The following is a 25,883-nucleotide window of genomic DNA, read 5'->3' as shown; positions in this document are numbered from 1 at the left end:
GTGGATGCGGGAAGCGGCTCAGCGCGCGGCCTGGCGCACCATGTTGCGCGCGATGACCATCTGCTGGATCTGCGTGGTGCCCTCGTAGATGCGGAAGAGGCGCACGTCGCGGTAGAAGCGCTCGATGCCGTACTCGGCCATGTAGCCTGCGCCGCCGAAGATCTGCACGGCCCGGTCGGCCACGCGGCCGCACATCTCCGAGGCGAACATCTTGGCGCAGGAGGCCTCGACGGCCACGGGCCGGCCGTCGTCGCGACGGCGGGCCGCGTCCAGCACCATGCAGCGGGCGGCATACACCTCGGCCTGCGAGTCGGCCAGCATGGCCTGCACGAGCTGGAGGTCGGCGATGGGCTGGCCGAACTGGCGCCGGTCCATGGCATAGGCCAGGGCGTCGCGCAGCATGCGCTCGGCCACGCCCACGCAGATGGCGGCGATGTGGATGCGGCCCTTCTCCAGCACCTTCATGGCCGTCTTGAAGCCCTGCCCTTCCCGCCCGCCGATGAGCTGGCCGGCGGGCACGCGGCAGTTGTCGAAGATCACGTCGGCGGTGTGCGCGCCGCGGTGGCCCATCTTGCGGTCGGGCTTGCCGATGGTGATGCCGGGCGTGCCGCGCTCCACGATGAAGGCCGACACGCCGCCCGCGCCCTTGTCGGCCGGGTCGGTGCGGGCCATGAGCGTGAACAGCCCCGCATGCGGCGCGTTGGTGATGTAGCGCTTGGTGCCGTTGACCACGTAATGGTCCCCATCGCGGATGGCCGTGGTGCGCAGCGAGGCAGCGTCCGAGCCGGCCTCGGGCTCGGTCAGGGCGAAGGAGGCGATCAGCTCGCCGGTGGCCAGGCTGGGCAGGTAGCGGGCCTTCTGCTCGGCCGTGCCGTCGAAGACGATGCCCTGCGAGCCGATGCCCACGGTGGTGCCGAACAGCGAGCGGAAGCAGGGCGAGGTCTGGCCCATGGCCAGCATGACCTCGGTCTCCTCCTCCATGGTCAGGCCCAGGCCGCCGTATTCCTCGGGCACGGTCAGGCCGAACAGGCCCAGGGCCTTCATCTCCTGCACCAGGGCAGGCGGGATCTCGTCGGTCTCGGCCACCTCGGCCTCGGCGGGCACCAGGCGCTCGCGCACGAAGCGGTTCACGCTGTCCAGCAGCTGCGCCAGGGTGTCGGGGTCTCGGATCATGCGGTCGTTCCTCGTTCAAGAAGGCAGGGATGCAGCCGCCCCGCCGCGGGCCCCGCGGCGACGAGCGGCGTGCGCGGTGTCAGGCCGCGGGCGGCCAGCTGAAGGGCAGCGGGCGCTTGTCCAGGAAGGCGGCCACGGCCTCGCGGTGGGCGGGCGTGCCGGCCGCCACGGCCTGGGCATTGGCCTCGGCGTCGAGCGCCTGGGCCAGCGAGGGCGCGCCCTCGGCCAGTGCGCGCTTGATCAGGCCCACGGCCGTGGGCGATGCGCCGGTGAAGCTGCGCGCGATGGCCCAGGCGCGCGGCAGCAGTGCCTCCGGCGCATGCAGCTCGCTCACGATGCCCAGGCGCAGGGCCTCGTCGGCGCGCACGTCGCGGCCCGAGAGCATCAGCTCGCGCGCCCGCTGCACGCCCACCACGCGCGGCAGCGTGTGGAAGGCGCCCACGTCCGGCACCAGCCCGACCTTGATGAAGGACATGCAGAACCAGGCGCGCGGCGTGGCGATCACGAAGTCCGCCGCCAGCGCCAGGCTGAAGCCCGCCCCGGCCGCGGCGCCGTCGACGGCGGCGACCACCGGACGGTCGAGCGTGAGCAGGTCGCGCAGCCATTCGTGCACGTTGCCCAGGCGCTCGCGCCACTGGCCGCTGTCGATCTGCAGGCTGCCGATGTTGCGCAGGTCGCCGCCGGCGCAGAAGTGGCCGCCTGCGCCGGTGAGCACCACGGCGCGGATGTCGCGGTCGCGCCGTACCGTGCGCACCGCCTCGGCCAGCTCGTCGCGCAGCACCAGGTCGAAGGCATTGCGCTTCTCGGGACAGTCGAGGGTGAGGGTGGCGACCTGTTCGCGCACCTCCAGGCGCACCATGCGCCGGGCTTCTGGCGATGCCGTCATGCGGCCTCCTGGGTGGGAACGAGGGCCGCGCGGGCTTCGGCCTCCTGCAGGGCGCGCCAGGCGACCTTGCCGGTGGCCGAGCGCGGCAGCGCGGGCAGGAAGCGCACGCTGCGCGGCACCTTGTAGGCCGACATGCGCGTGCGGCACCAGTCGAGCAGGCCGGCCTCGGCGAGCGTGTGGCCGGGCCGCGCCACCACGAGCGCCCGCACCGTCTCGCCACGGCGCGGGTCGGGCACGCCGACCACGCAGGCCTCCAGCACGGCCTCGTGCTCGTAGAGCATGGCCTCGACCTCGGCCGGCCAGACCTTGAAGCCGCTGGCGTTGATCATGCGCTTGAGGCGGTCGCGCATGAAGAAGTAGCCCTCCTCGTCCACATGCGCAAGGTCGCCGGTGCGCAGGTAGCGCTGGCCGTCGATGGTGACGAAGGCCTGGGCATCGGCCTCGGGCTGGCGCCAGTAGCCCAGCATGAGCTGCGGGCCGCGCGTGACCAGCTCGCCCACCTCGCCGGGCGGCAGCGGCGCGAGCGATTCCGGGTCGACCACCAGCGAATGCACACCCTGCGTGGGCAGTCCCAGGCACTGGCGCTTGCCGCGGTCCACGGGGTTGGCATGCAGGAAGGCCGCCGTCTCCGTCAGCCCATAGGCCTCGTTGTAGGCCAGGCCGAAGCGCGCCTGCAGCATGGCGGCCACGGCCTCGGGCATGGCGGCGCCGCCGCCCGAGAGCATCGACAGGCTGCCCAGGTCGGCCGTGGCGGCCTCGGGCTGGGCGAAGAAGTCCATCACCATGGCCGGCGGTGCGGCCCACACGCTCACGCGGTGGCGGGCCACCAGGGCCACGGCCTGGGCCGCGTTCCAGCGGGGCATCATGACCACGGTGGCGCCCAGCGTGATGGGCAGGTTCATGCCGTTCTGCATGCCCAGCATGTGGAACAGCGGCGCCACGCACAGGAAGACCGATTCCGAGTGCAGCCCGCGCCACACCTGCGAGGCCAGGTTGGAGGCCAGCAGCGTGGCATGCGAATGCCGGCAGCCCTTGGGTGCGCCGGTGGTGCCCGAGGTGTAGGGCAGCGCGGCCAGCGCATGGACATCGGCATGCGCGGGCGGCGGTGCCAGGCCTTCGGCGATGGCGGCCTCGAAGCCGTGGTAGGGCCCGTCGGGCAGCGGGCGGCGTGCCTCGGCCAGCGCCGGCACGCCCTGCACGGCCTCGGCCTGCGTCGAGGCGCCGCTGCCCGTGAGCGCATCGGCATAGGCCAGCACGAGCACCGCATCGAGCAGGCCGTCGGCCACGGCCTGCTGCACCGGCCCGAGCAGTTCCTGCGCGCAGATGGCGACCCGTGCCCCGCTGTCGCGGGCATAGTGGGCCAGCTCGGGCGCCGTGCTCATCGGGTTGACCGGCACCACGGCCGCGCCGGCGCGCTGGATGCCGAAGGTGGCGACGACGAACTGAGGGCAGTTCTGTGCCACGAGCAACACGCGGTCGCCCGGCCGCACGCCCAGGCGCTGCGCCAGATGGCCGGCCAGCGCGCAACTGCGCTGCCAGAGGCCGGCGTAGTCCAGCGTGCTGCCGGCGAACACGATGGCCGGCTTGTCGGGCCAGCGCTCGGCGGCGGTCTGCAGGTAATGCGTGAGCGGCACCTGCGGCACCCGCACGTCGGCGGGCACGCCACGGGGCCAGAAGGGACGGGGGGGCGAGGGCATCGGCGTTGTCTCCGTTGATGCGCGCCGCCCTGCACCGGGGCGGCGGGTGGGATCACGGGGCGGTCACAGGTTGCGGGCGATGAGCTCCTTCATCACCTCGCTGGTGCCGCCGTAGATGCGCATCACGCGCGAGTCGACGAAGGCCCGGCAGATCGGGTAGTCCATCATGTAGCCGTAGCCGCCGTACAGCTGCAGCATCTCGTCGAGCGCGCGGCCCAGCTCCTCGGTGGCGAAGAGCTTGGCCATGGCGGCCTCGTCCAGCGTCAGCCGGCGGCGCAGGTGTTCCGCCAGGTACTGGTCGACCATCATGCGCACCGCCGTCGCGCGGGTGCGGATGCCGGCCAGCGCAAACCGGGTGTTCTGCATGTCCAGCAGCGGCTTGCCGAAGACGATGCGCTCGCGGGTGTAGCGCACCGTCTCCTCGTACATGGCCTCCAGCTTGGCCGCCGCGCCGAGCGCGATGACGAAGCGCTCCTGGGCCAGCTCCTGCATGAGGTAGCCCAGGCCCTTGTTCTCCTCGCCCAGCAGGTTGCCGGCGGGCACGCGCATGTCCTCGAAGAAGAGCTCGGCCGTGTCGGCGGCCTCCTGCCCCATCTTGTCGAGCTTGCGCCCGCGCCGGAAGCCCGGCCGGTCGGCCTCCACCAGCAGCAGCGAGACGCCCTTGCCGCCGAGGTCGGGCGCGGTCTTGGCGACCACGACCACCAGGTCGCAGTTCAGGCCGTTGGAGATGAAGGTCTTGCTGCCGTTGATGACGTAGTCGTCGCCCTCGCGCCGGGCCGTGGTGCGGATGGCGCGCAGGTCGCTGCCGGCGCCGGGCTCGCTCATGGCGATGGCCAGGATGGTCTCGCCGCTCACGCAGCCGGGCAGCCAGCGCGCCTTCTGCGCCTCGGTGCCCAGCCGCGCGATGTACGGCGCCACCACGTCGGAGTGCAGGCCGAAGCCCAGGCCCGAGATGCCCGAGCGGCCGATCTCCTCGACGATCACGGCCGCATGGCCGAAGTCCCCGCCGCCGCCGCCCCAGGCGCTGTCGAGCGTGGGGCACAGCAGGCCCTCGCGGCCGGCCTTGAGCCAGGTCTCGCGGTCCACGCGGCCCTCGCGGTCCCACTCGGCCTGGCGGGGGCGGCATTCGCCGTCCAGGAAGCGGCGCACGGTCTGGCGCAGCAGTTCATGGTCTTCGCGGAAGACCTGGCGCGGATAGGTGAGGATGCTTTCCATGGTCGCCTTCGCTCACGCCCGCTCAGGGCTTGCCGCCGCCGCAGACCAGCACCTGGCCGCTGACGAAGTCGGACTCGGGAATGCACAGCAGGTAGACGGCGCCCGCGGCCTCCTCGGGCGTGCCGCCGCGGCCGAGCGGAATGGTCTGCTCGATGGACTTGAGGATCTGCGGATTCACGCCCACCCGGATCTGCCGGCCGGCGATGTCGATGCTTGCGTCGCTGCCGGCAGCGGCTTCGGTCAGGCGCGTCATGATGAGGCCGAAGGCCACGCTGTTGACGTTGACGCGGTAGCGGCCCCATTCCTTGGCCAGGGCCTTGGTCAGGCCGTTGATGCCGGCCTTGGCGGCGGCGTAGTTGGCCTGGCCGGCATTGCCGTAGACGCCCGACACCGACGAGATGTTGACCACCTTGCGGTGTACCGGCCGGCCTTCCTCGGCCTCGCGGCGGGCGGCGTCGCGGATGAAGTCCGAGGCCGCACGCAGCACGCGGAAGGGCGCCGTCAGGTGCACGGCGAGCATGGCCTCCCACTGCTCGTCGCTCATCTTCTGCACCACGTTGTCCCAGGTGTAGCCGGCGTTGTTGACGATGATGTCGAGCCCGCCGAAGGTGTCGATGGCGGTGGCGACGAAGCGCTCGGCAAAGCCGGCCTCGGTGACGCTGCCGACGCAGGCCACGGCCTGGCCGTCACGGGCCTGGATGTCGCGCACGGTCTGTTCGGCCGGGCCGGCGTCCAGGTCGTTGATGACCACGCGGGCGCCTTCGCCTGCGAGCTTGAGGGCGATCTCGCGGCCGATGCCGCGGCCGGAGCCCGAGACGATGGCGACCTTGCCTTCGAGTTTTCTTGACATGGATTTCCTTCGGGGAATTGGGGGGAGCGATGCGCGGGCGGCCGGTCAGCCCAGGGCGACAACGGCCTCGCCCTGCAGCTTGATCTGGCCGGCCTCGTTGGTCGTCTGCAGCAGCAGCCGCGCGCGGCGCTCGCCCAGCTCGACGACGATCTCGGCCACCTCGCCGGTGCAGCGGATGGCCTCGCCGACCTGGGTGATGGCGGCAAAGCGCACCTCGAAGCGGCGCAGGGCCTGCTGCGGCACCCAGTCGGTGAGCAGCCGGCCCAGCCAGGCCATGGACAGCATGCCGTGCGCGAACACGTCGGCCTGGCCGGCGGCGCGGGCGAAGTCGCTGTCCACGTGGATGGGGTTGTGGTCGCCCGAGGCGCCGCAGTACAGCGCCAGGGTGAGGCGGCTGACCGGCGGCAGCTGCAGCGGCGGCAGCCGGTCGCCCACGCGCAGTCCGGCGAGCTGGGCGGGCGCGAGCCGGGTGGTCGCGGGCGGGGTGTGGGCCAGGACTTCAGCCATGGCGCATCACCGTCACGCTGCGCAGGTCGGCCACATGCTCGCCGCGCTGGTTGCTCACCCGGGTCTGGCGCACGACGAACTCCAGCGCACCGCCCTTCTTGTCGTAGATGTCCTCGATGCGCTGCGCAAAGCGCAGGCGGTCGCCGGCATGGGCGAGCCGGTGGTAGGCAAAGCCCTGCTCGCCATGCAGCAGGCGGCGGTAGTCCAGCCCGAGCAGGTTGCGGATGGCGGCCGGATCGGGCGACTCCATCTCCAGGCAGAACAGGAAGGTGGGCGGCACCGGCAGGCCCGGATGGCCCGCGGCGCGCGCCGCCGCCTCGTCGGCATACACCGGGTCGGTCTGGCCCGTGGCCTTGGCAAAGAAGCGCAGCCGGCCCGGCTCCACGTCCACCTCGAAGGGCGGCATGGCATGGCCGATGTACTGGCGGTCGATCATGCGCCGACCTTCTCGTAGAGCGTGACCACGCAGGCGCCGCCCAGCCCCAGGTTGTGCTGCAGGGCCAGGCGTGCGCCTTCCACCTGCCGCTGCTCGGCCTGGCCGCGCAGTTGCCAGACCAGTTCGGCGCACTGGGCCAGGCCGGTGGCGCCCAGCGGATGGCCCTTGGACAGCAGGCCGCCCGACGGATTGGTCACCACCCGGCCGCCATAGGTGTTGTCGCCGTCGAGGATGAAGCGCTCGGCCGTGCCCTCGGGCGTGAGGCCCAGGGCTTCGTAGGTGATGAGTTCGTTGGCCGTGAAGCAGTCGTGCAGCTCGACCACGTCCAGGTCTTCCGGGCCCACGCCGGCGGCCTCGTAGACCTGATTGGCGGCGGCCACGCTCATGTCGTAGCCGACCACGCGGCGCATGTCGCCGCTGTCGAAGGTGCTGGGACGGTCGGTGGTCATGGCCTGGGCGCGGATTGCCACGCTGGCGTCCAAGCCGTGCCTGCGGGCGAACTCCGCCGAGCACACCACGGCCGCCGCCGCGCCGCAGGTGGGCGGGCAGCACTGGTAGCGCGTGAGCGGATCGAACACCGTGGGCGCCGCCATCACCTCTTCGAGCGTGAGCGTCTGCCTGAACACGGCCAGCGGATTGCGGGCCGCATGCTGGCGCGCCTTGACCGAGATGCGGCCGAAGGTGTCGGGCCGGATGCCATGCGCGCGGATGTAGTCGCGGCCGGCGCCGCCGAAGAACTGCGCCGCCCGGGGTGCGGCCGCATCGAAGCCCTGGTGTTCGGTCATGGCCTCGGCGAAGCGGGCCATGGGCGAGGGACGGTCGTCCCAGGCGCCCTTGAGCGCGCCGGGCTGCATCTGCTCGAAGCCCAGGGCGATGGCGCATTCGACCATGCCGCTTTCCACCGCCTGGCGCGCCAGGAAGAGCGCGCTGGAGCCCGTGGAGCAGTTGTTGTTGACGTTGAACACCGGAATGCCGGTGAGGCCCACACCGTAGATGGCGGCCTGCCCGGCGGTGGAGTCGCCGTAGACATAGCCCACATAGGCCTGCTGCACCTCGGCATAGTCGACGCCCGCGTCCCGCAGGGCGGCCTGGGCGGCGCGCATGCCCATGACGGTGTAGGGCTCGCTGGCGCCGGGCTTGGTGAAGGGGATCATGCCCACGCCCACGACGTGGACGGTTCGGCCGGTTCGGGTCATCGGGGGTTCCTCTGGCGTTGCTCCATGGCCGCCAGTGTGGCCAGCGCACCCCCGGCGGCCAATCGCGGATCGGCGCAAAAGGATTGGCAGAAAACATCGCCGGCCCGGTGGCCGGCCCGCGCCGTCAGTGCGACAGCTGCGGCTCGGCGGACGGTGCCGCCGCGTCCTGCGCCCGCGCCAGGTAGCGCTCGCGGTAGGCGCCGGGCGCAAGCCCCGTCCAGGCCTTGAAGGCGCGGTGGAAGGTGCTGGCCTCCGAATAGCCCAGGCGCTCGGCGATCTCGATCAGCGTGAGGTCGGGCCGCGACAGGTATTCCACCGCCACGTCGCGGCGCAGGCTGTCCTTGATGGCCTGGAAGCCCTGCCCTTCGCGCTGCAGCCGCCGGCGCAGGGTCTGCGGCGTCATGGCGAGCGAGCCGCTCACCTGCTCCAGCGACGGCAGCTCCTCGTGCAGGTGGCGGCGCAGCACGCGGCGGATGCGCTCGGTCAGGCTGGTGTGGTCGCGGTAGCGCACCAGCAGGTCGCCCGGCACGCTGCGCAGGAAGCCTTCCACGCTCTCGGTGCTCTGCACCACCGGCAGGTCGAGCCAGCGCGACTCGAAGCGCAGGCCCATCCAGTCGCGGCCGGCACTCACGGGCGCCTGGAACAGGCGCGAGGCCTCGGAGCGCTGCACATTGACCGCGCGGTCGTACACCACCTCCTGCAGGGGGATGCGACGCGCCACGAGCCAGCAGGCCACGCCGAAGGCGAAGAACATGAAGGAGCGCTGGGCGTATTCGAGCGGTGCCGACGGTGGCTGCCGCGTGTCGATGCGCAGCGTGACCAGGCCGCCGTGGCGCTGCACATGCACGCCGATGTCGGGCAGCACCTGGTGCGCATAGCGGGCGCCCTGGCGCAGGGCCTCGCCCAGCGTCTCGCAGCGCACCAGCATGCGGCAGCCGGTGGCGAAGGTGCCCAGCGGCACCGGGCGGCCGGCCAGGCCCCAGAGCTCGTCGCGCATGCGGCGCGTGAGCTGCACGACCAGCGTGGCGTACTGCGCCTGTGTGACGCGCGCGAGGTTCGAGCCCAGCAGCGTGGGCGCGATGCCCGCGCGGCGCAGCAGCGCATCGCAGTCCAGCCCGCGCGTGCGGGCGCCCTGCAGGATCTGGTCGACCTGCGCGATGGCGATGGTGTGCTGGACGGGGCGGGCGAAGCTGGGAGGCATGGCAAGGGGCGCGGGCGGCGGCGGGCCGGCGCCGACCGTACCCGAAAGCCACCAGCGGCTCAATGGGGCCTCAGCCGATGGCGGCCACGACCCGGAGCTGCTCCCGCTCTTCCTCGCTCCAGCCCAGTTCGGCCAGCACCTCGTCGGTGTGCTGGCCCGGCGCGGGTGCATCGCAGCGGATGGCGAAGTCATGCCCGCTGATGCGCACCGGCGGGCCCAACTGCCGGTCGCCGGCCGGGGCCGCCACGGACATGCCGCGGGCCTGCATCTGCGGATGGGCCAGGGCCTCGTCCAGCCGCAGCACGGGCGTGACGCAGCAGTCCTCCTTCGCGAACAGCGCCGCCCAGTGGGCCTGGCTGTGCTGGCGCAGCACGGCGGCGACTTCTGCCTTGACGGCATCGCGCCCGGGCGCGTCGAGGTCGGGCAGAGCGTCCGCGAGGTCGGGCCGCTCGATGACGGCGCAGAAGCGCCGCCAGAACTTGGGCTCCAGGGCGCCGACGGCCATCCAGCGGCCATCGGCGGTGGCGTAGTGGTCGTAGCAGGCCAGGGCGCCGGTGAGCTTGTCGGTGCCCAGCGGCCGGGCCCGGTCACCGCCCGCCACGGCCATGTGGGGAATGACGGCATGGGCCAGCAGCCCGTCGGCGATGGCCACGTCCACATGGCGGCCGCGGCCGGTGCGTGCCGCATCGAAGAGCGCGGCCAGGATGCCCATGACCGCCGGCATGGTGCCGCCCAGCAGGTCGGCCACCGGCACGCTGGACAGCGCGGGCGGCGCGCCGGCGCGGCCCATCTGTTCGGCCACGCCGGTCAGCGCGGCGTAGTTCATGTCATGGCCGGCGGCCTCGCGCATCGGTCCGGTCTGGCCGTAGCCGGTGATGCTGCAGTACACCAGCCGGGGGTTGCGCGCCTGTGCGGCGGCCACGCCCACGCCCAGCCGGTCCATGACACCGGGCCGGAAGGATTCGACCAGCACATCGGCGCGCTCGCACAGCCGCAGCAGCGTCTGAACGCCACCGGGCTGCTTGAGGTCGAGGCGGATGCCGCGCTTGTTGCGGTTGACCTGGCGACGGACGCCGGCCACGGCATAGTCGCCCGCGCCCAGGTCCTCGATCTTGATCACGTCCGCGCCCAGGTCGGCGAGATGCAGCGTGCACATGGGACCCGGCAGCAGCCGGGTCAGGTCCAGCACGCGCACGCCTGCCAGCGGCGCGCCCTGGGCGCTGACGGCGGGCGAGGCCTGCGGTCGGTCTTGGGGGTCGTTCCACATGCGGGCCACTCTAGGCAGCACGGGGCTGCGCGGGAATGGCCCAAAGCCTCATCCGGCTTCGCAGGAACGATCAAGCCCCGAAAGGGTGGAGGTTCAGCCGCCCGCCTTGTCGACCTGGTCGTCGTTGGTCGAGGCCCGCGTGCCCTTGAGGTGCATCTCGACGTCGGGGGCCTTGTCGCCCACGGCGGCCACAGCCTCCTTCAGCTGGGCGGCCGTGACGTCGAGCTTGCGGCCCCAGCGTTCGAGGGCTTCGGGGGATTCGATGTCGATGCGTTCGATGCCGTCGGCGCGTGTGGAATCGTTGGAAGGGGTCATGTCCAGGGTCTCCAGGTGAAAGGTTGACGGTCCATGCTGCGGTGTGGGACACGTGGCGCCTGTAGGCTGTCGCCGCCCGGCGTCGCGGGCCATTGAAGCCTTCGGGATCGCTCGGGGCGGATGAAGCCTCGTCCGACAGCGGGTGGCGCCGCCCACCCGCGGCGTGCCGCCGGGCCGCTGGCAAACTGCCTCGCTTTGCAAGGAGCTGCCGTGTCCTCTTCCGCCTCGCCCCAGACCGCCGTGTTGAACGTGAGCACGCGGCCCTTCTCGGTCAGCGCCCGGGTCGAGGTGACGCCCGGCGGCATGCTGGCCATTGCGGCGCTGGTGACGGGCATCCTGCTGTCCACCGCGTTGATCGTCCAGGTGGCCAAGCGCTGAGCGGGTATCGACGGGGCGTGCTTGCCGGCGTCCTGCTTCAGCTCGTCCACTCTGCTGTGATCGACCTGCTGGCACCGACCGGGAAGGCTTCCCGTCAGCCAACCATCCGTCCGGGCGCTCAGTCGCTGTCTGCCTCGTCCGACGCGAAGGGGCCCCGGCCGATGCGCCAATGAATCCGTGCCAGCAACGTGGCACCGCAGCCCCCGCACCGGCGGGCTGTGCCGAACAGGGATTCGCATGGACCTCCATCTCGAACAGAAGCGCGTGCTCGTGACCGGCGGCAGTTCCGGCCTGGGGGCCGCCATCGTCAAGGCCTTCGCCGACGCCGGCGCCCGCGTCGCCATCAACTACCGCTCCAAGCCCGAGGCCGCCGAAGCCCTGGCCGACGCCTGCCGCCATACCGCAGCGGGCCGGCCGATCACCGTGCAGGCCGACATCGCCGACGCCGAGGCGGTCGACGGCATGTTCGCGGCGCTGGACCAGGCCTGGGGCGGCATCGACGTGCTGGTCAATAACGCCGGCATCGATGGCGAGCATGCATTGAGCTGGGAGGCCGATCTCGACGGCTGGGGCCGCGTGATCGACACCAACCTCAAGGGCGCCTTCCTGTGCGCGCACCAGGCGTTGCGGCGCATGGTGGCCCAGAAGTCGGGCGTGATCCTCAACACCACCAGCGTGCACGAGACCATCGCCTGGAGCGGCTACAGCGCCTACTGCGCCAGCAAGGCGGGCCTCACCATGATGGGCCGCACGCTGGCGCAGGAGGCTGCGCCGCACGGCGTGCGCGTGCTCAGCCTGGCGCCCGGCGCCATCAGGACGCCGATCAACCGCGACGTGTGGGAAGACCCGGAAGGCCATGCCGACCTGCTGCGCAAGATCCCGCTCGGTCGCATGGGCGAGCCGGAGGACATCGCCGACATGGCGGTGGTGCTGGCCTCGCATGCGGCGCGCTACATGACGGGCACCACGGTGTTCGTGGATGGCGGCATGACCGATTACCCCGACTTTGCGCACGGCGGATGAACGGCCCGCGTCCGACCCCGACCCCTCGCACAGCGGTGAACGAGGGCGAAGCCGCCGAGCCTTCCGTCCCGCACCGCCGCATCGAGGACTACGCGCTCATCGGCAACATGCTGTCGGCGGCGCTGGTCGGCCGCGACGGTGCCATCGACTGGCTGTGCCTGCCGCGCTTCGATTCGCCCGCCTGCTTCGCGGCCCTGCTGGGCGACGAGCGCCATGGTCGCTGGAAGGTGGCCCCCGTCGACGCAGACGCGCAGGTGAGCCGGCGCTACCTGTCCGACTCGGCGGTGCTGGAAACCCGCTTCCGGACCGCCACCGGCGTGGTCACGGTCACCGACTTCATGCCCCGCAACGACGACGACCCCGCCCATGTCGACGTCGTGCGGATGGTGGGGGGCGTCGAGGGCGAGGTGGAGATGCAACTCGACCTCACGGTGCGCTTCGCCCATGGTTGCACCGTGCCTTGGGTACAGCGCAAGGACTATGGCCTCAGCATGGTCGCGGGACCGGATGCCATCGAACTGCATGCCGATCTGCCGCTGGAAGGCCATGGCATGAGCACGCAGGCGCGCTTCACCGTGCGCGCCGGCGAGCGCGTGCCGATGACGCTGGCCTACCACCCTTCCCACCGCCGGCCGCATTTCGTCGAGGACCGCGACGAGTCGATGGAGCGCACGGTGCTCTGGTGGCGCGACTGGGTCGGCCGTGCCACCCTGCCGCCGATGCCGCCCGCCTGGCGCGGCGCCGTGGTGCGCTCGCTCATCACGCTCAAGCTGCTGACCTATGCGCCCACTGGCGCCATCGTCGCGGCGCCCACCACCTCGCTGCCCGAGGCCATCGGCGGCACACGCAACTGGGACTATCGCTACTGCTGGGTGCGCGACTCCGCGCTCACGCTGTATGCGCTGCTCAATGCCGGCTATCGCGAGGAGGCGCAGCACTGGCGCCAGTGGCTGATGCGCGCGGTGGCTGGCTCCCCGAACCAGCTGCAGATCATGTACGGCATTGGCGGCGAGCGATGGTTGCCCGAGTACGAGCTGCCCTGGCTGCCTGGCTTCGAAGGCAGCCGGCCGGTGCGCGTGGGCAACGGCGCCGCGGGCCAGATGCAGATCGACGTGTATGGCGAGCTCATGGACACGCTGCATGCCGCCCGGTGCGCCGAGCTGCAGCCCAATGCCGAGGGCTGGGCCATGCAGAAGGCCCTGCTGGTGCACCTGGAGAAGGTCTGGCGCGAACCGGACCAGGGCATCTGGGAGACGCGCGGCCCGCCTCGGGCGTACACCCATTCGCGCCTGATGGCCTGGGTGGCCTTCGACCGCGCCGTCGCTGCCGTGGAACACCATGGCCGGGACGGCCCCGTCGAGCACTGGCGCGAGGTGCGCGACGCCATCCATGCGGACATCTGCGCGCACGGCTTCGACGCGAAGCTCGACAGCTTTGTGCAGTACTACGGCGGCCAGAGCCTGGATGCGGGCCTGCTGCTGATGCCGCAGGTGGGCTTCCTGCCGGCCACGGACTCGCGCGTGGCCGGCACCATCGCCGCCATCGAGCGCGGGCTGATGCAGGACGGGCTGGTCCAGCGCTATTCGACTGGCGCCACGGACGATGGCGTGGGCGGTCGGGAAGGCGCCTTCCTGGCCTGCAGCTTCTGGCTGGCCGACGCCTATGTGCTGGCGGGACGGCACCACGACGCCGCCGTCCTCTTCGACCGCCTGCTCGGCCTGTGCAACGATGTCGGCCTGCTTTCGGAGGAATACGACATGCAGGCCGGTCGGCAACTGGGCAACTTTCCGCAGGCCTTTTCGCACATCGGGCTGATCAACACGGCGCACAACCTGGCCACCGCGCACGGACCGGCGCGGCAACGGGCCGGGCGCGAGGCGCCGCGGCGGCCGGCTGGCGGCGAGCGGCCTCGCGGCGCCTGAGCTTCAGCCCATCGTCATCAGGCTGGCATTGCCGCCGGCGGCGGCGGTGTTGACGCTCAGCGAGCGCTCGCCGAGCAGTGCCGCGAGCGCCGCGGCAGGCTCTGCCGCCGGCCAGGCGTGCAGGGCGACGAGGGGCCCGGGCCGCTCGGTCAACTGGCGCGCGACGGCCAGGCGCTGGGCCGCGTCGCCGTGGTGCAGGACCAGTTCGAAGGACGCCCCGTCGGTACCCAGCGGATCGTCGACCAGGCTGACGTGCGCCCGAACGGGCGGCGGCAGCCGTGCATGCAGTGACGTCGTTGAAGCATCCGTAGGCCACACTGCGTGGCTTCCGGCGGCCAGCACGGCGGCGAGCTGGGCAAGTCGCGCGCGGTCTTCGTCGGCCAGGCACAGGGCCGCGCGGCGAGGGTGAAAGGCGTAGCGGTTGCGCTCGCCGGTCGGGCCGGCGAGCAGCCAGGCGGTGGGACGCGGCATGGCCATGTGCAACTGCTCGCAGTGCTCGGCCAAGGGCGCATCGCCGCTGCGGAGAACCCAGTCCTGCAAGACGCGTAGCGCGGGTAGGTCGGCGGTGTCCACGTGGTCGGCCTCGGCCATCGGCAGTGCGCACGCCACGGCGTGGGCCAGGAAGCCCCGCGGTCGCCGCGCCAGCAGCCGGTACAGGTACAGCGGCCCGCCGGCCTTGGGCCCGGTGCCCGACAGGCCTTCGCCGCCGAAGGGCTGCACGCCCACCACGGCGCCCACCATGTTGCGGTTCACATAGACATTGCCCACGTGCGCAGACTGCACCACGCGCTCGATGGTCTCGTCGATGCGGGTGTGCAGGCCCAGCGTGAGGCCGTAACCCGTCGCGGCGATCTGTGCGAGGAGCGCGTCGAGTTCAGGGCGCCGCCAGCGCAGCACATGCAGCACCGGGCCGAAGACCTCGCGCTGCAGCTCGGCCAGGCTGTCGATCTCGATCAACGTGGGCGGCACGAAGGTGCCGCCTTCCGTGGCGCCGGGGCGCGCGCGGCCTGCGCGGTGCACACGGCGGCCGCGGGCCTGCATGGCCTGCACATGGGCCTCGATGCCGGCCCGGGCTTCGGCGTCGATGACCGGGCCGACATCGGTGTGCAGCAGCGCGGGGTCGCCCAGGTTCAGCTCGGCCATGGCGCCGCGCAGCATGTGCAGCAGCGCGTCGGCCGACTCCTCCTGCACGCACAGCACGCGCAGGGCCGAGCAGCGCTGGCCCGCGCTGTCGAAGGCCGAGGCCAGCACGTCGGCCACCACCTGCTCGGTGAGCGCGGACGAGTCCACGATCATGGCGTTCTGTCCGCCCGTCTCCGCGATGAGCGGCACGGGGCCGCCGTGGGCGCCGAGCCGTTGCGCAAGGCTGCGCTGCAGCAGCCGCGCCACCTCGGTGGAGCCGGTGAACATCACGCCCTGCACGCGCGGGTCGGCCACCAGCGCGGCGCCGACGGTTTCGCCGTCGCCGGGCAGCAGCTGCAGCGCCGCAGGCGGCACGCCGCCTTCGTGCAGCAGCCGCACGGCCTCGGCCGCGATCAGCGGTGTCTGCTCGGCGGGCTTGGCGAGCACCGGGTTGCCGGCGGCGAGTGCCGCGGCGATCTGGCCGGTGAAGATGGCCAGCGGGAAGTTCCAGGGGCTGATGCACACCACGGGGCCGAGGGGCGCGTGGTCGTCGCCCTGCAGCGCGCGGCGCGCCTGGCCGGCGTAGAAGCGCAGGAAGTCGATGGCCTCGCGCACCTCGGCGATGCCGTTGGCGAAGGTCTTTCCGGCCTCGCGGGAGAGCAGTGCGACCAGCTGGGGCATGCGGGCCTGCATGCGGTCGGCCGCGCGTTCGAGCGCGGTGGCGCGCTCGGCAGCGGGTGTGGCGGCCCAAGGGCTGGCGAAGCTGTCCGCGGCGGCCAGCGCGGCCGCCACGTCATGTGCAGTCGCGGGGCGCACGGTGCCGACGACGTCCGCGTGGCAGGCGGGATTGCGCACGGGCATCGCGGTGAGCGCACCGGGCGAGGCCGCGGCCATAGCGCCGGCGATGGCGCTGCCGAGCATGGGCGCGGCGGTCGTATCCGCAGGCGCGGCCCCAGCCCCGGCCCCATCCTGCGCTGTCCCCAGCACCGGCGCCGATGACCATGGAAGGTGCCGGCTCTCCGCCACCGCGGCCTCCAGCACGGCCAACTGCGCATCGTCCGCCAGGTCCATGCCCCGCGAATTGGCGCGCGCCTCGCCGTACAGGCGCAGCGGATGCGCGATGGCCGGGTGCGGGGCGCCTGCCCTGCCCTCCTCGGCCGCCTGCCGGTCCACCGTGCCGACGGGGTCTTCCACCAATTCCTCGATGGGGAGTAGGCGATCGGCGATGCGATGCACGAAGGAGGTGTTGGCACCGTTCTCCAGCAGGCGGCGCACCAGATAGGCCAGCAGCGTCTCGTGCGTGCCCACGGGCGCGTAGATGCGGCAGGGCCGGCCCAGGCGGCCCTCTTCGGCGCGGCCCACCACCTGCTCGTACAGCGGCTCGCCCATGCCGTGCAGGCACTGGAACTCGTACTGCCCCGGCTGCCAGCGGGCCGGATCGGCCAGGGTGTGGATGGCCGCCAGCGTGTGGGCGTTGTGGGTGGCGAACTGCGGGTACACCTGCGCCGGCGCGGCCAGCAGCCGGCGGGCGCAGGCCAGGTAGGCCACGTCGGTGTGCACCTTGCGGGTGTAGACCGGAAAGCCGTCCTGCCCGTCGACCTGGGCGCGCTTGATCTCGCTGTCCCAGTAGGCGCCCTTGACCAGCCGCACCATCAGCCGACGGCTGCTGCGCGCAGCCAGGTCGATGAGGAAGTCGATGACGAAGGGACAGCGCTTCTGGTAGGCCTGCACCACGAAGCCCAGGCCGTTCCAGCCGGCCAGGGCGGGCTCGAAGCACAGGCGCTCCAGCAGGTCGAGCGACAGTTCCAGCCGGTCGGCCTCTTCCGCATCGATGTTGAGGCCGATGTCGTGCTGCCGGGCCAGGGTGGCCAGGTCGCGCAGCACGGCGTACAGCTCGTCCATCACCCGCGCCTTCTGCGCGCGGCAGTAGCGCGGATGCAGGGCCGAGAGCTTGATCGAGATGCCCGGTCCGTCGATGGGCCCGCGGCCGGCGGAGGCGCGGCCGATGGCATGGATGGCCTCTTCGTAGGCGCGGCGGTAGCGGGCGGCATCCTCGGCCGTCATCGCGGCCTCGCCCAGCATGTCGTAGGAATGGCGAAAGCCCTGCGCCTCCAGCGGGCGCGCCTTGGTCAAGGCTTCGGCAATGGTCTGGCCGGTGACGAACTGCTCGCCCATCATGCGCATGGCCAGGTCCACGCCCTTGCGGATCAGCGGCTCGCCGCCCTTGGCCACCAGCCGGCCGAGCTGGGCCGACAGGCGCGTCTCGCTGTGCGTGGCGACGAGCCGGCCGGTGAGCAGCAGCCCCCAGGTGGCCGCGTTGACGAAGAGCGAGGGGCTGCGGCCCAGGTGCGCCTGCCATTCGCCCTGGGCGATCTTGTCGCGGATGAGGGCGTCGCGCGTGCCCGCGTCGGGAATGCGCAGCAGCGCCTCGGCCAGGCACATCAGGGCCACGCCCTCCTGCGACGACAGCGCGTATTCCTGCAGCAGGCCCTGCACCAGGCCGCTTCGGCCGGCGCCGGTGCCGCGCTCGCGCAGGTGGGTGGCCAGGCGGCAGGCCAGCTCGTGGACGGCGCGGCCCTGGTCGGGCGACAGGCGGGCCTCGCCCATCAATGCCTGGACGGCGGTGGCCTCGTCCTGCCGGCAGGACGCAGCGATGGCACGGCGAAGGGGTGACGCGGTGCCGGTGGCCTTGTCGGCAATCCGGGTGTCGGTGCCAGGAAGGTCGGCGGCGGTGGGTCGAGGGGTGACAAGGTCGGGCATGGCAGTTCCGCAGATGAGTGCTGGCGTAGCGAATGCCTGAATAATTGCGCAGTCATCGCCGAATATTCGTTCGAATCTGTTCACTCATGCCGAACAAACCACTGGACGCCGCGCCGGAACTGGACCGCCTGGACCTGCGCATCCTGGCCACGCTGCAGGCCGACGGCCGCATCACCAACGTCAAGCTGGCCGAGACCATCGGCCTCTCGCCCACGGCGGTGCTGGCGCGGGTGCAGCGGCTCACCGACGAGGGCTACATCCTGGGCTACGAGGCGCGGCTGAACCCGCTCAAGCTGGGCGCGGGCATGCTGGTCTTCGTGGAGGTGCTGCTGGACCGCACCACGCCCAACGTGTTCGACGCCTTCAAGGCCGCGGTGCAGGTGCACCCGGAGATCATGGAGTGCCACATGGTGGCCGGCGGCTTCGACTACCTGCTCAAGACCCGCAGCGCCGACATGGCCGACTACCGCCGCTTTGCGGGCGCGGTGCTGTGGCAGTTGCCGGGCGTGCGCGAGACGCGCACCTATGCGGTGATGGAAGAGGTCAAGGACTCGGCCCGGCTGCATCTGCCGGGAAGCTGATCCCGCGGAGGCCGCGCGCTGCGGAACGCATCTGGCGCCGATCCGCGAGGCTCAGGGCCCGTCCTCGCGCACCAGCCGGATGCCCACCAACGTGTAGCGCGTGTCTGGCGCATTCCAGTTGCGGTAGCTGGCGCGGGCATAGAAGGGCCAGGTGTGCCACGAGCCGCCGCGCCGCACCCGCACCGCGCCGTCGGCGGGGCCCTGCGGATCGTCGACGGGCGAGCGGGCGTAGTAGTCCTCGCCGTACCAGTCGGCCACCCATTCCCAGGCGTTGCCGTGCATGTCGTACAGGTCCCAGGCATTGGGCGCGCCGCTGCCCACCGGCGCGGTGAAGGCGAATCCGTCGTCGGCCGGCAGGGCCATCGCCTTCCACTGCGGCCAGTAGGCCGCGGTGCGCTGGTCGAAGACGTTGGCACTGCCGCGCAGCGAGGCCGGGTCGTCGCCCGTGTTGTAGCGGGTGCGGGTGCCGGCCCGGCAGGCGTATTCCCATTCGGCCTCGGTCGGCAGGCGGTAGCGATGGCCTTCGGTGCGGCTCAGCCACGCGGCCAGGGCCTGCGCGTCGTTCCAGGTGACGTTGACCACCGGATGGTCGTCGCCCTGCGCAAAGCCGGGGTTGTTCCAGGCGTAGCGCGGGTCGCGGCCTTCGAAGGCATCGCCGCGCACGGTCTTGGCGGGGTCGTAGTCGACGCGCCAGCCATAGCCGCCGGTGCCATCGGCGATGGATTCGGGCACATAGCCCGAGCGTTCGAGGAAGCGGCGGAACTGGCCGACCGTGACCTCGTGCTGGCCCATCCAGAAGGCATGCGTGATGCGCACCTTGTGCACCGGGCCCTCGTCGCCCAACAGGGCAAAGCGCTCGGGCGGCAGCTGCGGAAAGTCCCGGGCCAGGGTGGCGGCCGGCTCCTCGCTGCCCATCAGGAACTCGCCCGCAGGGATGCGCACGAAGCGCATGCCCAGGCTGTTCGTCTGCACAGTGGGCGCACCGGCCGACGGCGGTGGCGTGGCAATGGGAAGCGCGCATCCGGCGATGGCCAGCGCGGCAGACACGATCCAGAGGCGGCGGCGGAAGTCCATCGGCCCATGCTAGCCAGGGCCCGGGCTGGCGCCAACTGGGCGAACGGCCAGGGCCGCGCAGCCTTGCATCGCGGCTCGCAGCAAGCCCTATGCATAATGCCCCGATGCATGGCCTGCGCAGTTCGTCCACGGTAGTCCGCCTCGTCCTGGCGTGGCTGCTGCTGACCTTGGGCGTGGCATTCGCATCGCCCTTGGTGGCACCGCAGGCCATGGAGCTGGTCTGTGCCCAGGGCGGCTCCGTCAAGCTCGTGGTCGTCGACGACGACGGCAAGGCGCAGGCGGCGGTCCACCACGGACTGGACTGCCCGCTGTGCCTGGCGAGCGGCCTGCCTCCCTCGGCCGACCTGCCGACGTTGCGCCAGCCCCAGCCGCTGGCGCACGCGCTTCACCCCATCGTTCGCGCGCGCATCGCCGCGCTGGTCGGGGCGCCGTTGCCGCCCCGAGGGCCGCCCTCCACCCTGCTGCCGACGGCCTGATCGCCGCACGTCGCATCGCCATCGGGCGGCGACGCCATGCGGCTTCAGGGGCCGGCTCGCCTCATTCACGCCTGCGCACGCGGCTCGTGCCGTGCGGTCCCGGAGGGCCGCGCGGCGGCCTATGGCGTCGGCCAGGCTCCACCGAACGACTGCCCTTCCCATGGACATTCCGCCTCCTGCGCCTTTGGTCTGTGTGCCATCGACTGCGCCTGCTCCCGCCTCGGCCGATGCGGCCGGCCCTGCCCCTTCGCGCCATGGCCGCCGACGCTTTCTTCGGGCCGGCCTGCTGGCCCCCGTCGGCCTGGCGCTGGCCGGTTGCGACGGTTTCCGACCGTCTCCCCTCGCGGTGAACGGTGTCGACATCACCGGCGCAGCCTATGCGCGTGACTTCCATCTTCGCGACCCCGATGGGCAGGAGCGAACGCTCGTCGACTTCCGCGGTCAGGCGGTGCTGATGTTCTTCGGCTTCACGCAGTGCCCGGATGTCTGTCCGACGGCGCTCACGCGCGCCGCACGCATCAAGGAGCTGCTGGGTCCGCAAGGCCCGCAACTGCAGGTGATCTTCGTCACCCTCGACCCCGAGCGCGACACGCCCGAGGTGCTCAAGGCCTATACCGCCGCCTTCGATGCGAGCTTCCTTGGTCTGTACACCGACGCCGAGGGCACGGCCCGGACCGCCAAGGACTTCCGCGTGTACTACCGCAAGGTGCCCACCGGCGCGTCCTACACCTTGGACCATTCGGCCTTCAGCTACCTGTACGACCCGCAGGGCCGCGTGCGCATCCTGCTGCGGCACGAGCAGAGCGCCGAGCAGTGCGCGGCGGACGTGCGGCAACTGTTGCCGAAGACGGCCTGAGCGCCTCCCCATCTCCTTCTTCCTCCCACCCACCCACTCATCCATCCATCAAGGAGCCTTCGCATGACTTCCCTCTTCCGCCCGCTCGCCCTGGGCGCCTTCCTGCTCGCAGCCGCCACCGCCCATGCCCAGGTCACCGTCAGGGACGCCTGGGTCCGCGCGACGGTGCCGCAGCAGAAGGCCACGGGCGCCTTCATGCAACTGCAGTCGCCGCAGGACGCCCGCCTGATTTCGGCCAGCTCGCCCCTGACGCCCACCGTCGAGGTGCACGAGATGGCCATGCAGGACAACGTGATGAGGATGCGCCAGGTCCAGGCTGTCGATCTGCCTGCCGGCAAGCCGGTGGAACTGAAGCCCGGCGGCTACCACGTGATGCTGATGGACCTGAAGCAGCAGGTGAAGGCGGGCGAGACCGTGCCGCTGAGCCTGGTCTTCGAGGGCAAGGACGGCAAGCGGCAGACCGTTCAGGTGCAGGCACCGGTGCGCCCGCTGAAGACCGAGGCGATGCCGATGACGCACGGCGAGCACAAGCACTGATCCAGGAAGCTCGCGGCCCGATCGACGGGCCGCACGCCACCCTGACCCATGCGCACACGTAACAGCCTTCCGCTTCGCATGCCCTTCCCGGGCAGGGCAGCGCGCTGGCTGCTGCTGGCGCACTGGCTGCTGCTTCTGCTGCCGATGTGGCCAGCCCTGGGCGGTCCGCAGGCCCAGGGTGCGCCCCTGCCGCCCGATGCCTTCATGGTCTGCACGGCTCAGGGCATGCAGGCGGTCCGCGCCGTACCGGGCGTCTCGGGCGAGCCCCGCACGCTCGATGCGCAGGAGGATGCCGCCGCGACGGGCGACGCGCCCGATGCCGCCTCCGCGTCCTATGGCTGCGCGCTCTGCCATGCGCGCGTCCTGATGCCCCTGCCGGTCTGGGCGCCCGGTCTGGCCTGGCGGGCGCTGCCCCTGCCGCAGCCCGTCCCACCCCTCTGCGTTCTTCTCGTTGCCGACGCGCCCTGGCGTCCGCTGCAGGCCCGCGCGCCACCGGCTCTCGCCGGATGACCCTGCGCCATTGACGTCCCGCGGCCGCCCTGGCCTGCGGGCTGGCGCCTGCGTGGGCGGTGCACCGATGCGCCGCCGCGGATCCCCGTGTCCTTCGACGAGAACCATGTCCTCATTACGCCTTCCCTTTGCGCCCGCGCCGCTCGCGTGGGCGAGCCTCATCGCCCTGTCCCATGCCGCTCCTGCCCTTGCACAGAGCGAGACGACCGGCAGCCTTCCTCCCGTGCAGGTGCGCGACGCGCCCGCCCAGCCCAACGGCCGCCTTGCCCTGGACGTGCCGGCGACCACCGGCAGCCAACTGGGCCTCACGCCGCGCGAGACGCCTGCCACGGTCACCGTGGTGGATCGTGCCACCCTCGATGCCCGCGGTGTCACCAACACGCAGGAGGCGTTGCGCGCGATCCCGGGAGTCACCGCGCACGACGCGCCCGGCAACATCGGCGTGCAGTACCGCGGCTTCAGCGGTGCCTCGCTCACCCAGCTCTTCAATGGCATCAACGTGCAGTACACGATCGCCGCGCGGCCGGTGGACAGCTGGATCTACGACCGGGTCGAGGCCATCGGCGGTGCGTCCAGCTTCCTCTATGGCGCAGGCGGTGTGGGCGGCACCATAAACTACATCACCAAGCTTGCGACCCGGCACGACATCTCCGAGGCACAGCTGCGCCTCGGCAGCGACCGTCTGAAGGAAGCGTCGGTCGGCCTCAATCGCCGCATCGCAGGCGATGGCCTGGGCAGCGGCGACCATTACCTGCGCATCGACCTCAACCGCCGCCACGGCGATGGCTGGACCGATGGCACGCGCAAGGACGCGACCCAGTTGGCGGCCTCGCTGCTCTCGGACTTCGGCGGTGGCCTGAGCCACACGCTGGCCTACGAATACCAGAAGGAATACGTGGACCGGCCCTACTGGGGAACGCCGCTGATGCAGCCGCTGGCAGGCACCGCGCGCATCGACCCTGGCACGCGGACCAAGAACTACAACAGCGCCGACGGCATCTACGCCCAGCGCGTGCAGTGGCTGCGCTCGCTCACCGACTGGCGCGTGAGCGATGCGCTGCAACTGCGCAACACCTTCTACGTCTACGACGCGTTGCGCGACTACCGCAACGTCGAGAGCTACACCTTCAACCGGAGCAACACGGCGGTCACGCGCTCGGCCACGCTGCTGCAGCGGCACGACCAGCGGATGGTGGGCAACCGCATCGACGGCAGCTACCAGGGCCGGCTGGCCGGGCTGCGCAGCGACTGGTCCTTCGGGCTGGACGTGAGCCTGAACCGCCAGACGCGCTTCCCCAACAGCCTGTCGGCCACGGTCAGCACGGTCAACCCGTACGTCTTCACCACCGAGCCCTTCTTCACCATCCGCGGCATGACGCCGGGCTTCCGGCCCGACCGGGAGAACAAGGTGCGCACGGTGGCAGCCTTTGCCGAGAACCGCACCTTCCTCACGCCTTCGCTCAGCCTGGTGACGGCCTTGCGCCACGAGCGCATCGACCTGGACCTGATCAATCGCCGTGAGGTGACCGCGGCCAGTCCGGCCACCTACTCGCGTGGCTACAACCCCACCACCGGCCGCGCCGGCCTGGTGTGGGACGTGGCGCCAGGCGCCAACCTGTATGCGCAGTACGCGACGGCGGCGGACCCGCCGGCTGGCGTGCTGAGTACCGCCAGCTTCGCCAATGTGCGCGACAACAGCGAGCTCACGACGGGCCGCCAGGTCGAGCTGGGCAGCAAGCTGGACTTCTGGCAGGGCAAGGGCACGGCGACGCTGGCGGTCTATGACATCGTGCGCAAGAACATCGCGACGCAGGATCCGGCCAACAGCAGCCTGACCGTGCTCGTGGGCCAGCAGTCGTCCCGCGGCGGCGAGATCGCCGTGGGCCTGCAGCCCACGCGGGACTGGTCGGTGCAGGCCAACTGGAGCTACTCCCGCGCGCGATACGACGCGTACAGGCAGGGCGGCGTGGACTATGCGGGCAAGACGCCCACCAACACCCCGCGCACGGTGGCCAACCTCTGGACGTCCTGTGCCTTTGCGCCCCAGTGGCAGGCGAGCATCGGCATCCGTCGGGTCGGTGCCGTGTATGGCGACGCGGCCAACACCCTGCGCTGGCCGGCCTACACGCTGCTGGACCTGGGCCTGAGCTACCAGGTGCACCGCAACGCCGAGCTGACGCTGCGCCTGCGCAATGCCACCGACCGGGTCTATGCCGCCAACCTGACCGGCACCATGGCCTACCTGGGCGAGCCGCGCACTGCCGACCTGACGCTGCGCGTCGGCTTCTGAGCGGGGGCCCGCCATGCGAGTGCGCTTCAAGCGCTGGCTCTTTCTCGTCCACCGCTGGATGGGCGTGGGGCTGTGCGCCTTCTTCGCGATGTGGTTCGTCTCGGGCGTGGTGATGATGTACGTGGGCTATCCCAAGCTCACGTCCGCCGAACGTCTGGCGCACCTGCCGCCTCTGGGCGACGGGGCCGGACTGCTGGGCCCGCGCGAGGCGCTGGACAGGGCGGGCGTCGCCGGCCCCCTGCGCGAACTGCGGCTGGCCGCCGGCCGCGCAGGTCGGCCGGTGTACCTGGCGGTGCCGCAGACCACGGCCACGGCGGCTGAGGGTCGGCGACGTGCGGCGCCCGGGGCCGGCACCGTGGTGATCGATGCGCGCAGCGGTCAGCGGCTGCCCGCGGCCGACGTGGCCGCGGCCCTGGCCAGCGCCACCGCCTTCGGCGCGCCGGCCGGCGCGGACGCACCCCTGCCCCGGCACATCGGCCTGGTGCAGGAAGACGCCTTCACGCATTCCCGCGCGCTCGATGCACACCGGCCGCTGCACCAGGTGCAACTGGGCGATGTCGATGACACGCGGCTGTACGTCTCGAGCCTGACCGGCGAGGTGGTGCGCGATGCGACGCGTACCGAGCGTCTGTGGAACTACGCCGGTGCCTGGATCCACTGGCTCTACCCCTTCCGCGGCGGGGTGCTCGATGCGTGGTGGGCCGACATCGTGAACTGGCTGTCCATCGCGGGCATCGGGCTCGTGTTGGCCGGCATGGGGGTGGGCCTGTTGCGCTGGCGCTTCGGCCGGCCCTACAAGAGCGGCTCGCGCTCGCCCTACGGCGGGCGGGCCATGCGCTGGCATCACATCGGCGGACTGCTGTTCGGCGCCGTGACGCTCACCTGGATCTTCAGCGGGCTGATGTCGATGAACCCCTGGCGGCTCTTCGACACCGGTGCCGCACCCCTGCGGGTGCAGGCACTGCAGGGCATCGGGCTGCAGCCGGCACCGGGCGAGGCCGCCCCGGCTGCGCTGCTCGCGGCCGCCGGTGCCGGGACGCGGGAGCTGCGCTGGACGCCGGTGCTGGGCACGCCCGTCGTCCAGGCCCACGGGGCGTTGGGTGCGCCGAGGCTGCTGAAGGCGGTCGATGCGTCTTCCCATGTCGTCGACGAAGTTCGGCTGCATGCCGCCATCGCCGGCCTGCTGCCGGCGCCCCTGTTTCGTGTCGAGCGCCTGCAGGCCTACGACTTCCACTACTACGACCGCGCGGCCCACACGATGACCGGCGGCGCCGAGCGCCCGCTGCCCGTGCTGCGCGCCGTGTTCGGCGATGCGCAGCACAGCTGGGTGCACATCGACCCGGCCACCGGTGCCGTGCTCGGCCGCAGCGACAGCGGCCGACGCGCCAGCCGCTGGCTGTTCGCGCTGCTGCACAGCTGGGACTGGCTGCCCCTGCTGGACCGCCGGCCGCTGTGGGACGTGCTGCTGGTGGCGCTGAGCCTGGGTGGCGCCCTGGTGAGCGTGACGGGCGTGGTGATCGGCTGGCGACGGCTCGGGACCAAGGTCCGCGCTGCTCGGGCGAGCCGCAGGGACAGCCCTTCGGACTTCATGGTGAGGTGATGGGCAGGGTT

The 25,883-nt window shown here is 71.7% G+C and carries 23 protein-coding genes; 10 read left to right on the top strand and 13 right to left on the bottom strand.

The annotated features are described in order from the left end of the window. Nucleotides 1-18: 18 nt before the first annotated feature. From L0984_RS23905 to L0984_RS23855, 11 genes are all read right to left on the bottom strand, one after another. The gene (locus L0984_RS23905) at nucleotides 19-1,173 is read right to left on the bottom strand and encodes an acyl-CoA dehydrogenase family protein (protein WP_234196842.1); all 1,155 of its coding nucleotides are present in this window, start codon (nucleotides 1,171-1,173) and stop codon (nucleotides 19-21) included. A gap of 79 nt (nucleotides 1,174-1,252) precedes the next feature. Beyond that, entirely contained in the window at nucleotides 1,253-2,059 is an 807-nt protein-coding gene (locus tag L0984_RS23900; protein ID WP_234196841.1) for an enoyl-CoA hydratase/isomerase family protein, read from the bottom strand. Next, nucleotides 2,056-3,756: a long-chain-fatty-acid--CoA ligase gene (locus tag L0984_RS23895; protein WP_234196840.1), complete on the bottom strand. Its 1,701-nt coding sequence runs from the start codon at nucleotides 3,754-3,756 to the stop codon at nucleotides 2,056-2,058. The genes L0984_RS23900 and L0984_RS23895 overlap by 4 nt, the downstream gene beginning before the upstream one ends. Before the next feature lie 63 nt (nucleotides 3,757-3,819). Beyond that, nucleotides 3,820-4,971 (bottom strand): acyl-CoA dehydrogenase family protein, encoded by a 1,152-nt coding sequence (locus tag L0984_RS23890; protein ID WP_234196839.1) that lies wholly within the window; start codon nucleotides 4,969-4,971, stop codon nucleotides 3,820-3,822. A 22-nt stretch (nucleotides 4,972-4,993) separates the two neighbouring features. Beyond that, nucleotides 4,994-5,821: an SDR family NAD(P)-dependent oxidoreductase gene (locus L0984_RS23885; protein WP_234196838.1), complete on the bottom strand. Its 828-nt coding sequence runs from the start codon at nucleotides 5,819-5,821 to the stop codon at nucleotides 4,994-4,996. A 45-nt stretch (nucleotides 5,822-5,866) separates the two neighbouring features. Beyond that, nucleotides 5,867-6,328, bottom strand: coding sequence for a MaoC family dehydratase (locus L0984_RS23880; RefSeq protein ID WP_234196837.1), 462 nt, complete (start codon nucleotides 6,326-6,328; stop codon nucleotides 5,867-5,869). Further along, complete coding sequence (locus L0984_RS23875) at nucleotides 6,321-6,764, bottom strand: MaoC family dehydratase N-terminal domain-containing protein (protein ID WP_234196836.1); 444 nt, start codon at nucleotides 6,762-6,764, stop codon at nucleotides 6,321-6,323. The genes L0984_RS23880 and L0984_RS23875 overlap by 8 nt, the downstream gene beginning before the upstream one ends. Then, nucleotides 6,761-7,960, bottom strand: a complete 1,200-nt coding sequence (locus L0984_RS23870) for a lipid-transfer protein (RefSeq protein WP_234196835.1) — start codon at nucleotides 7,958-7,960, stop codon at nucleotides 6,761-6,763. The genes L0984_RS23875 and L0984_RS23870 overlap by 4 nt, the downstream gene beginning before the upstream one ends. Nucleotides 7,961-8,084: 124 nt before the next feature. Further along, nucleotides 8,085-9,161: an AraC family transcriptional regulator gene (locus L0984_RS23865; RefSeq protein ID WP_234196834.1), complete on the bottom strand. Its 1,077-nt coding sequence runs from the start codon at nucleotides 9,159-9,161 to the stop codon at nucleotides 8,085-8,087. Between the two features lie 70 nt (nucleotides 9,162-9,231). Continuing rightward, nucleotides 9,232-10,428 (bottom strand): CaiB/BaiF CoA transferase family protein, encoded by a 1,197-nt coding sequence (locus L0984_RS23860; RefSeq protein ID WP_234196833.1) that lies wholly within the window; start codon nucleotides 10,426-10,428, stop codon nucleotides 9,232-9,234. A gap of 93 nt (nucleotides 10,429-10,521) precedes the next feature. Beyond that, the gene (locus L0984_RS23855) at nucleotides 10,522-10,743 is read right to left on the bottom strand and encodes a DUF3606 domain-containing protein (protein ID WP_234196832.1); all 222 of its coding nucleotides are present in this window, start codon (nucleotides 10,741-10,743) and stop codon (nucleotides 10,522-10,524) included. Between the two features lie 210 nt (nucleotides 10,744-10,953). On the opposite strand from L0984_RS23855, the gene L0984_RS23850 reads away from it, so the two are divergent. The 3 genes from L0984_RS23850 to L0984_RS23840 all read left to right on the top strand — a co-directional run bounded on the left by L0984_RS23850 (nucleotide 10,954) and on the right by L0984_RS23840 (nucleotide 14,066). Then, nucleotides 10,954-11,121: a hypothetical protein gene (locus L0984_RS23850; protein ID WP_234196831.1), complete on the top strand. Its 168-nt coding sequence runs from the start codon at nucleotides 10,954-10,956 to the stop codon at nucleotides 11,119-11,121. A 237-nt stretch (nucleotides 11,122-11,358) separates the two neighbouring features. Next, entirely contained in the window at nucleotides 11,359-12,144 is a 786-nt protein-coding gene (gene fabG / locus L0984_RS23845; RefSeq protein ID WP_234196830.1) for a 3-oxoacyl-ACP reductase FabG, read from the top strand. Between the two features lie 35 nt (nucleotides 12,145-12,179). Further along, entirely contained in the window at nucleotides 12,180-14,066 is a 1,887-nt protein-coding gene (locus tag L0984_RS23840; RefSeq protein WP_370646165.1) for a glycoside hydrolase family 15 protein, read from the top strand. Between the two features lie 3 nt (nucleotides 14,067-14,069). Here the strand turns inward: L0984_RS23840 and putA are convergent, their stop codons facing one another. After that, nucleotides 14,070-17,948 (bottom strand): trifunctional transcriptional regulator/proline dehydrogenase/L-glutamate gamma-semialdehyde dehydrogenase, encoded by a 3,879-nt coding sequence (gene putA / locus L0984_RS23835; RefSeq protein WP_234196829.1) that lies wholly within the window; start codon nucleotides 17,946-17,948, stop codon nucleotides 14,070-14,072. 86 nt (nucleotides 17,949-18,034) lie between these two features. Between putA and L0984_RS23830 the strand changes: the two genes are divergently transcribed. Beyond that, complete coding sequence (locus L0984_RS23830; protein WP_234196828.1) at nucleotides 18,035-18,529, top strand: Lrp/AsnC ligand binding domain-containing protein; 495 nt, start codon at nucleotides 18,035-18,037, stop codon at nucleotides 18,527-18,529. A gap of 51 nt (nucleotides 18,530-18,580) precedes the next feature. On the opposite strand, the gene L0984_RS23825 is transcribed toward L0984_RS23830, so the two are convergent. Continuing rightward, entirely contained in the window at nucleotides 18,581-19,603 is a 1,023-nt protein-coding gene (locus L0984_RS23825; protein ID WP_370646164.1) for a formylglycine-generating enzyme family protein, read from the bottom strand. A gap of 104 nt (nucleotides 19,604-19,707) precedes the next feature. Between L0984_RS23825 and L0984_RS23820 the strand changes: the two genes are divergently transcribed. The 6 genes from L0984_RS23820 to L0984_RS23795 all read left to right on the top strand — a co-directional run bounded on the left by L0984_RS23820 (nucleotide 19,708) and on the right by L0984_RS23795 (nucleotide 25,872). Further along, nucleotides 19,708-20,079, top strand: a complete 372-nt coding sequence (locus L0984_RS23820) for a DUF2946 family protein (protein WP_234196943.1) — start codon at nucleotides 19,708-19,710, stop codon at nucleotides 20,077-20,079. Between the two features lie 160 nt (nucleotides 20,080-20,239). Further along, a complete protein-coding gene (locus L0984_RS23815) occupies nucleotides 20,240-20,935 on the top strand; it encodes an SCO family protein (RefSeq protein ID WP_234196827.1) in 696 nt (231 codons plus the stop codon). A 63-nt stretch (nucleotides 20,936-20,998) separates the two neighbouring features. Beyond that, on the top strand, nucleotides 20,999-21,472 hold the full coding sequence (locus tag L0984_RS23810; RefSeq protein ID WP_234196826.1) for a copper chaperone PCu(A)C: 474 nt from the start codon (nucleotides 20,999-21,001) through the stop codon (nucleotides 21,470-21,472). Between the two features lie 48 nt (nucleotides 21,473-21,520). After that, nucleotides 21,521-21,982, top strand: coding sequence for a hypothetical protein (locus tag L0984_RS23805; protein ID WP_234196825.1), 462 nt, complete (start codon nucleotides 21,521-21,523; stop codon nucleotides 21,980-21,982). Between the two features lie 106 nt (nucleotides 21,983-22,088). Further along, nucleotides 22,089-24,272: a TonB-dependent receptor gene (locus L0984_RS23800; protein WP_234196824.1), complete on the top strand. Its 2,184-nt coding sequence runs from the start codon at nucleotides 22,089-22,091 to the stop codon at nucleotides 24,270-24,272. Nucleotides 24,273-24,285: 13 nt separating this feature from the next. Continuing rightward, nucleotides 24,286-25,872, top strand: a complete 1,587-nt coding sequence (locus tag L0984_RS23795) for a PepSY domain-containing protein (RefSeq protein ID WP_234196823.1) — start codon at nucleotides 24,286-24,288, stop codon at nucleotides 25,870-25,872. Nucleotides 25,873-25,883: the final 11 nt, after the last annotated feature.

Source organism: Pseudacidovorax sp. NFM-22, assembly GCF_021401245.1.
Lineage (GTDB): Bacteria > Pseudomonadota > Gammaproteobacteria > Burkholderiales > Burkholderiaceae_C > Xenophilus.
This window is presented reverse-complemented; position numbering and strand designations above follow the sequence as displayed.

Excerpts from the sequence above, each read along its gene's own strand:
- putA (WP_234196829.1), bottom strand. The coding sequence starts at position 17,948 with ATGCCCGACCTTGTCACCCCTCGACCCACCGCCGCCGACCTTCCTGGC.
- L0984_RS23830 (WP_234196828.1), top strand. The coding sequence starts at position 18,035 with ATGCCGAACAAACCACTGGACGCCGCGCCGGAACTGGACCGCCTGGAC.
- L0984_RS23895 (WP_234196840.1), bottom strand. The coding sequence starts at position 3,756 with ATGCCCTCGCCCCCCCGTCCCTTCTGGCCCCGTGGCGTGCCCGCCGAC.
- L0984_RS23825 (WP_370646164.1), bottom strand. The coding sequence starts at position 19,603 with ATGGACTTCCGCCGCCGCCTCTGGATCGTGTCTGCCGCGCTGGCCATC.
- L0984_RS23865 (WP_234196834.1), bottom strand. The coding sequence starts at position 9,161 with ATGCCTCCCAGCTTCGCCCGCCCCGTCCAGCACACCATCGCCATCGCG.
- L0984_RS23890 (WP_234196839.1), bottom strand. The coding sequence starts at position 4,971 with ATGGAAAGCATCCTCACCTATCCGCGCCAGGTCTTCCGCGAAGACCAT.
- L0984_RS23805 (WP_234196825.1), top strand. The coding sequence starts at position 21,521 with ATGCGCACACGTAACAGCCTTCCGCTTCGCATGCCCTTCCCGGGCAGG.
- L0984_RS23795 (WP_234196823.1), top strand. The coding sequence starts at position 24,286 with ATGCGAGTGCGCTTCAAGCGCTGGCTCTTTCTCGTCCACCGCTGGATG.
- L0984_RS23885 (WP_234196838.1), bottom strand. The coding sequence starts at position 5,821 with ATGTCAAGAAAACTCGAAGGCAAGGTCGCCATCGTCTCGGGCTCCGGC.
- L0984_RS23855 (WP_234196832.1), bottom strand. The coding sequence starts at position 10,743 with ATGACCCCTTCCAACGATTCCACACGCGCCGACGGCATCGAACGCATC.
- L0984_RS23810 (WP_234196826.1), top strand. The coding sequence starts at position 20,999 with ATGACTTCCCTCTTCCGCCCGCTCGCCCTGGGCGCCTTCCTGCTCGCA.
- L0984_RS23860 (WP_234196833.1), bottom strand. The coding sequence starts at position 10,428 with ATGTGGAACGACCCCCAAGACCGACCGCAGGCCTCGCCCGCCGTCAGC.
- L0984_RS23900 (WP_234196841.1), bottom strand. The coding sequence starts at position 2,059 with ATGACGGCATCGCCAGAAGCCCGGCGCATGGTGCGCCTGGAGGTGCGC.
- L0984_RS23875 (WP_234196836.1), bottom strand. The coding sequence starts at position 6,764 with ATGATCGACCGCCAGTACATCGGCCATGCCATGCCGCCCTTCGAGGTG.
- L0984_RS23905 (WP_234196842.1), bottom strand. The coding sequence starts at position 1,173 with ATGATCCGAGACCCCGACACCCTGGCGCAGCTGCTGGACAGCGTGAAC.
- fabG (WP_234196830.1), top strand. The coding sequence starts at position 11,359 with ATGGACCTCCATCTCGAACAGAAGCGCGTGCTCGTGACCGGCGGCAGT.
- L0984_RS23870 (WP_234196835.1), bottom strand. The coding sequence starts at position 7,960 with ATGACCCGAACCGGCCGAACCGTCCACGTCGTGGGCGTGGGCATGATC.
- L0984_RS23800 (WP_234196824.1), top strand. The coding sequence starts at position 22,089 with ATGTCCTCATTACGCCTTCCCTTTGCGCCCGCGCCGCTCGCGTGGGCG.
- L0984_RS23815 (WP_234196827.1), top strand. The coding sequence starts at position 20,240 with ATGGACATTCCGCCTCCTGCGCCTTTGGTCTGTGTGCCATCGACTGCG.
- L0984_RS23880 (WP_234196837.1), bottom strand. The coding sequence starts at position 6,328 with ATGGCTGAAGTCCTGGCCCACACCCCGCCCGCGACCACCCGGCTCGCG.
- L0984_RS23820 (WP_234196943.1), top strand. The coding sequence starts at position 19,708 with ATGCATGGCCTGCGCAGTTCGTCCACGGTAGTCCGCCTCGTCCTGGCG.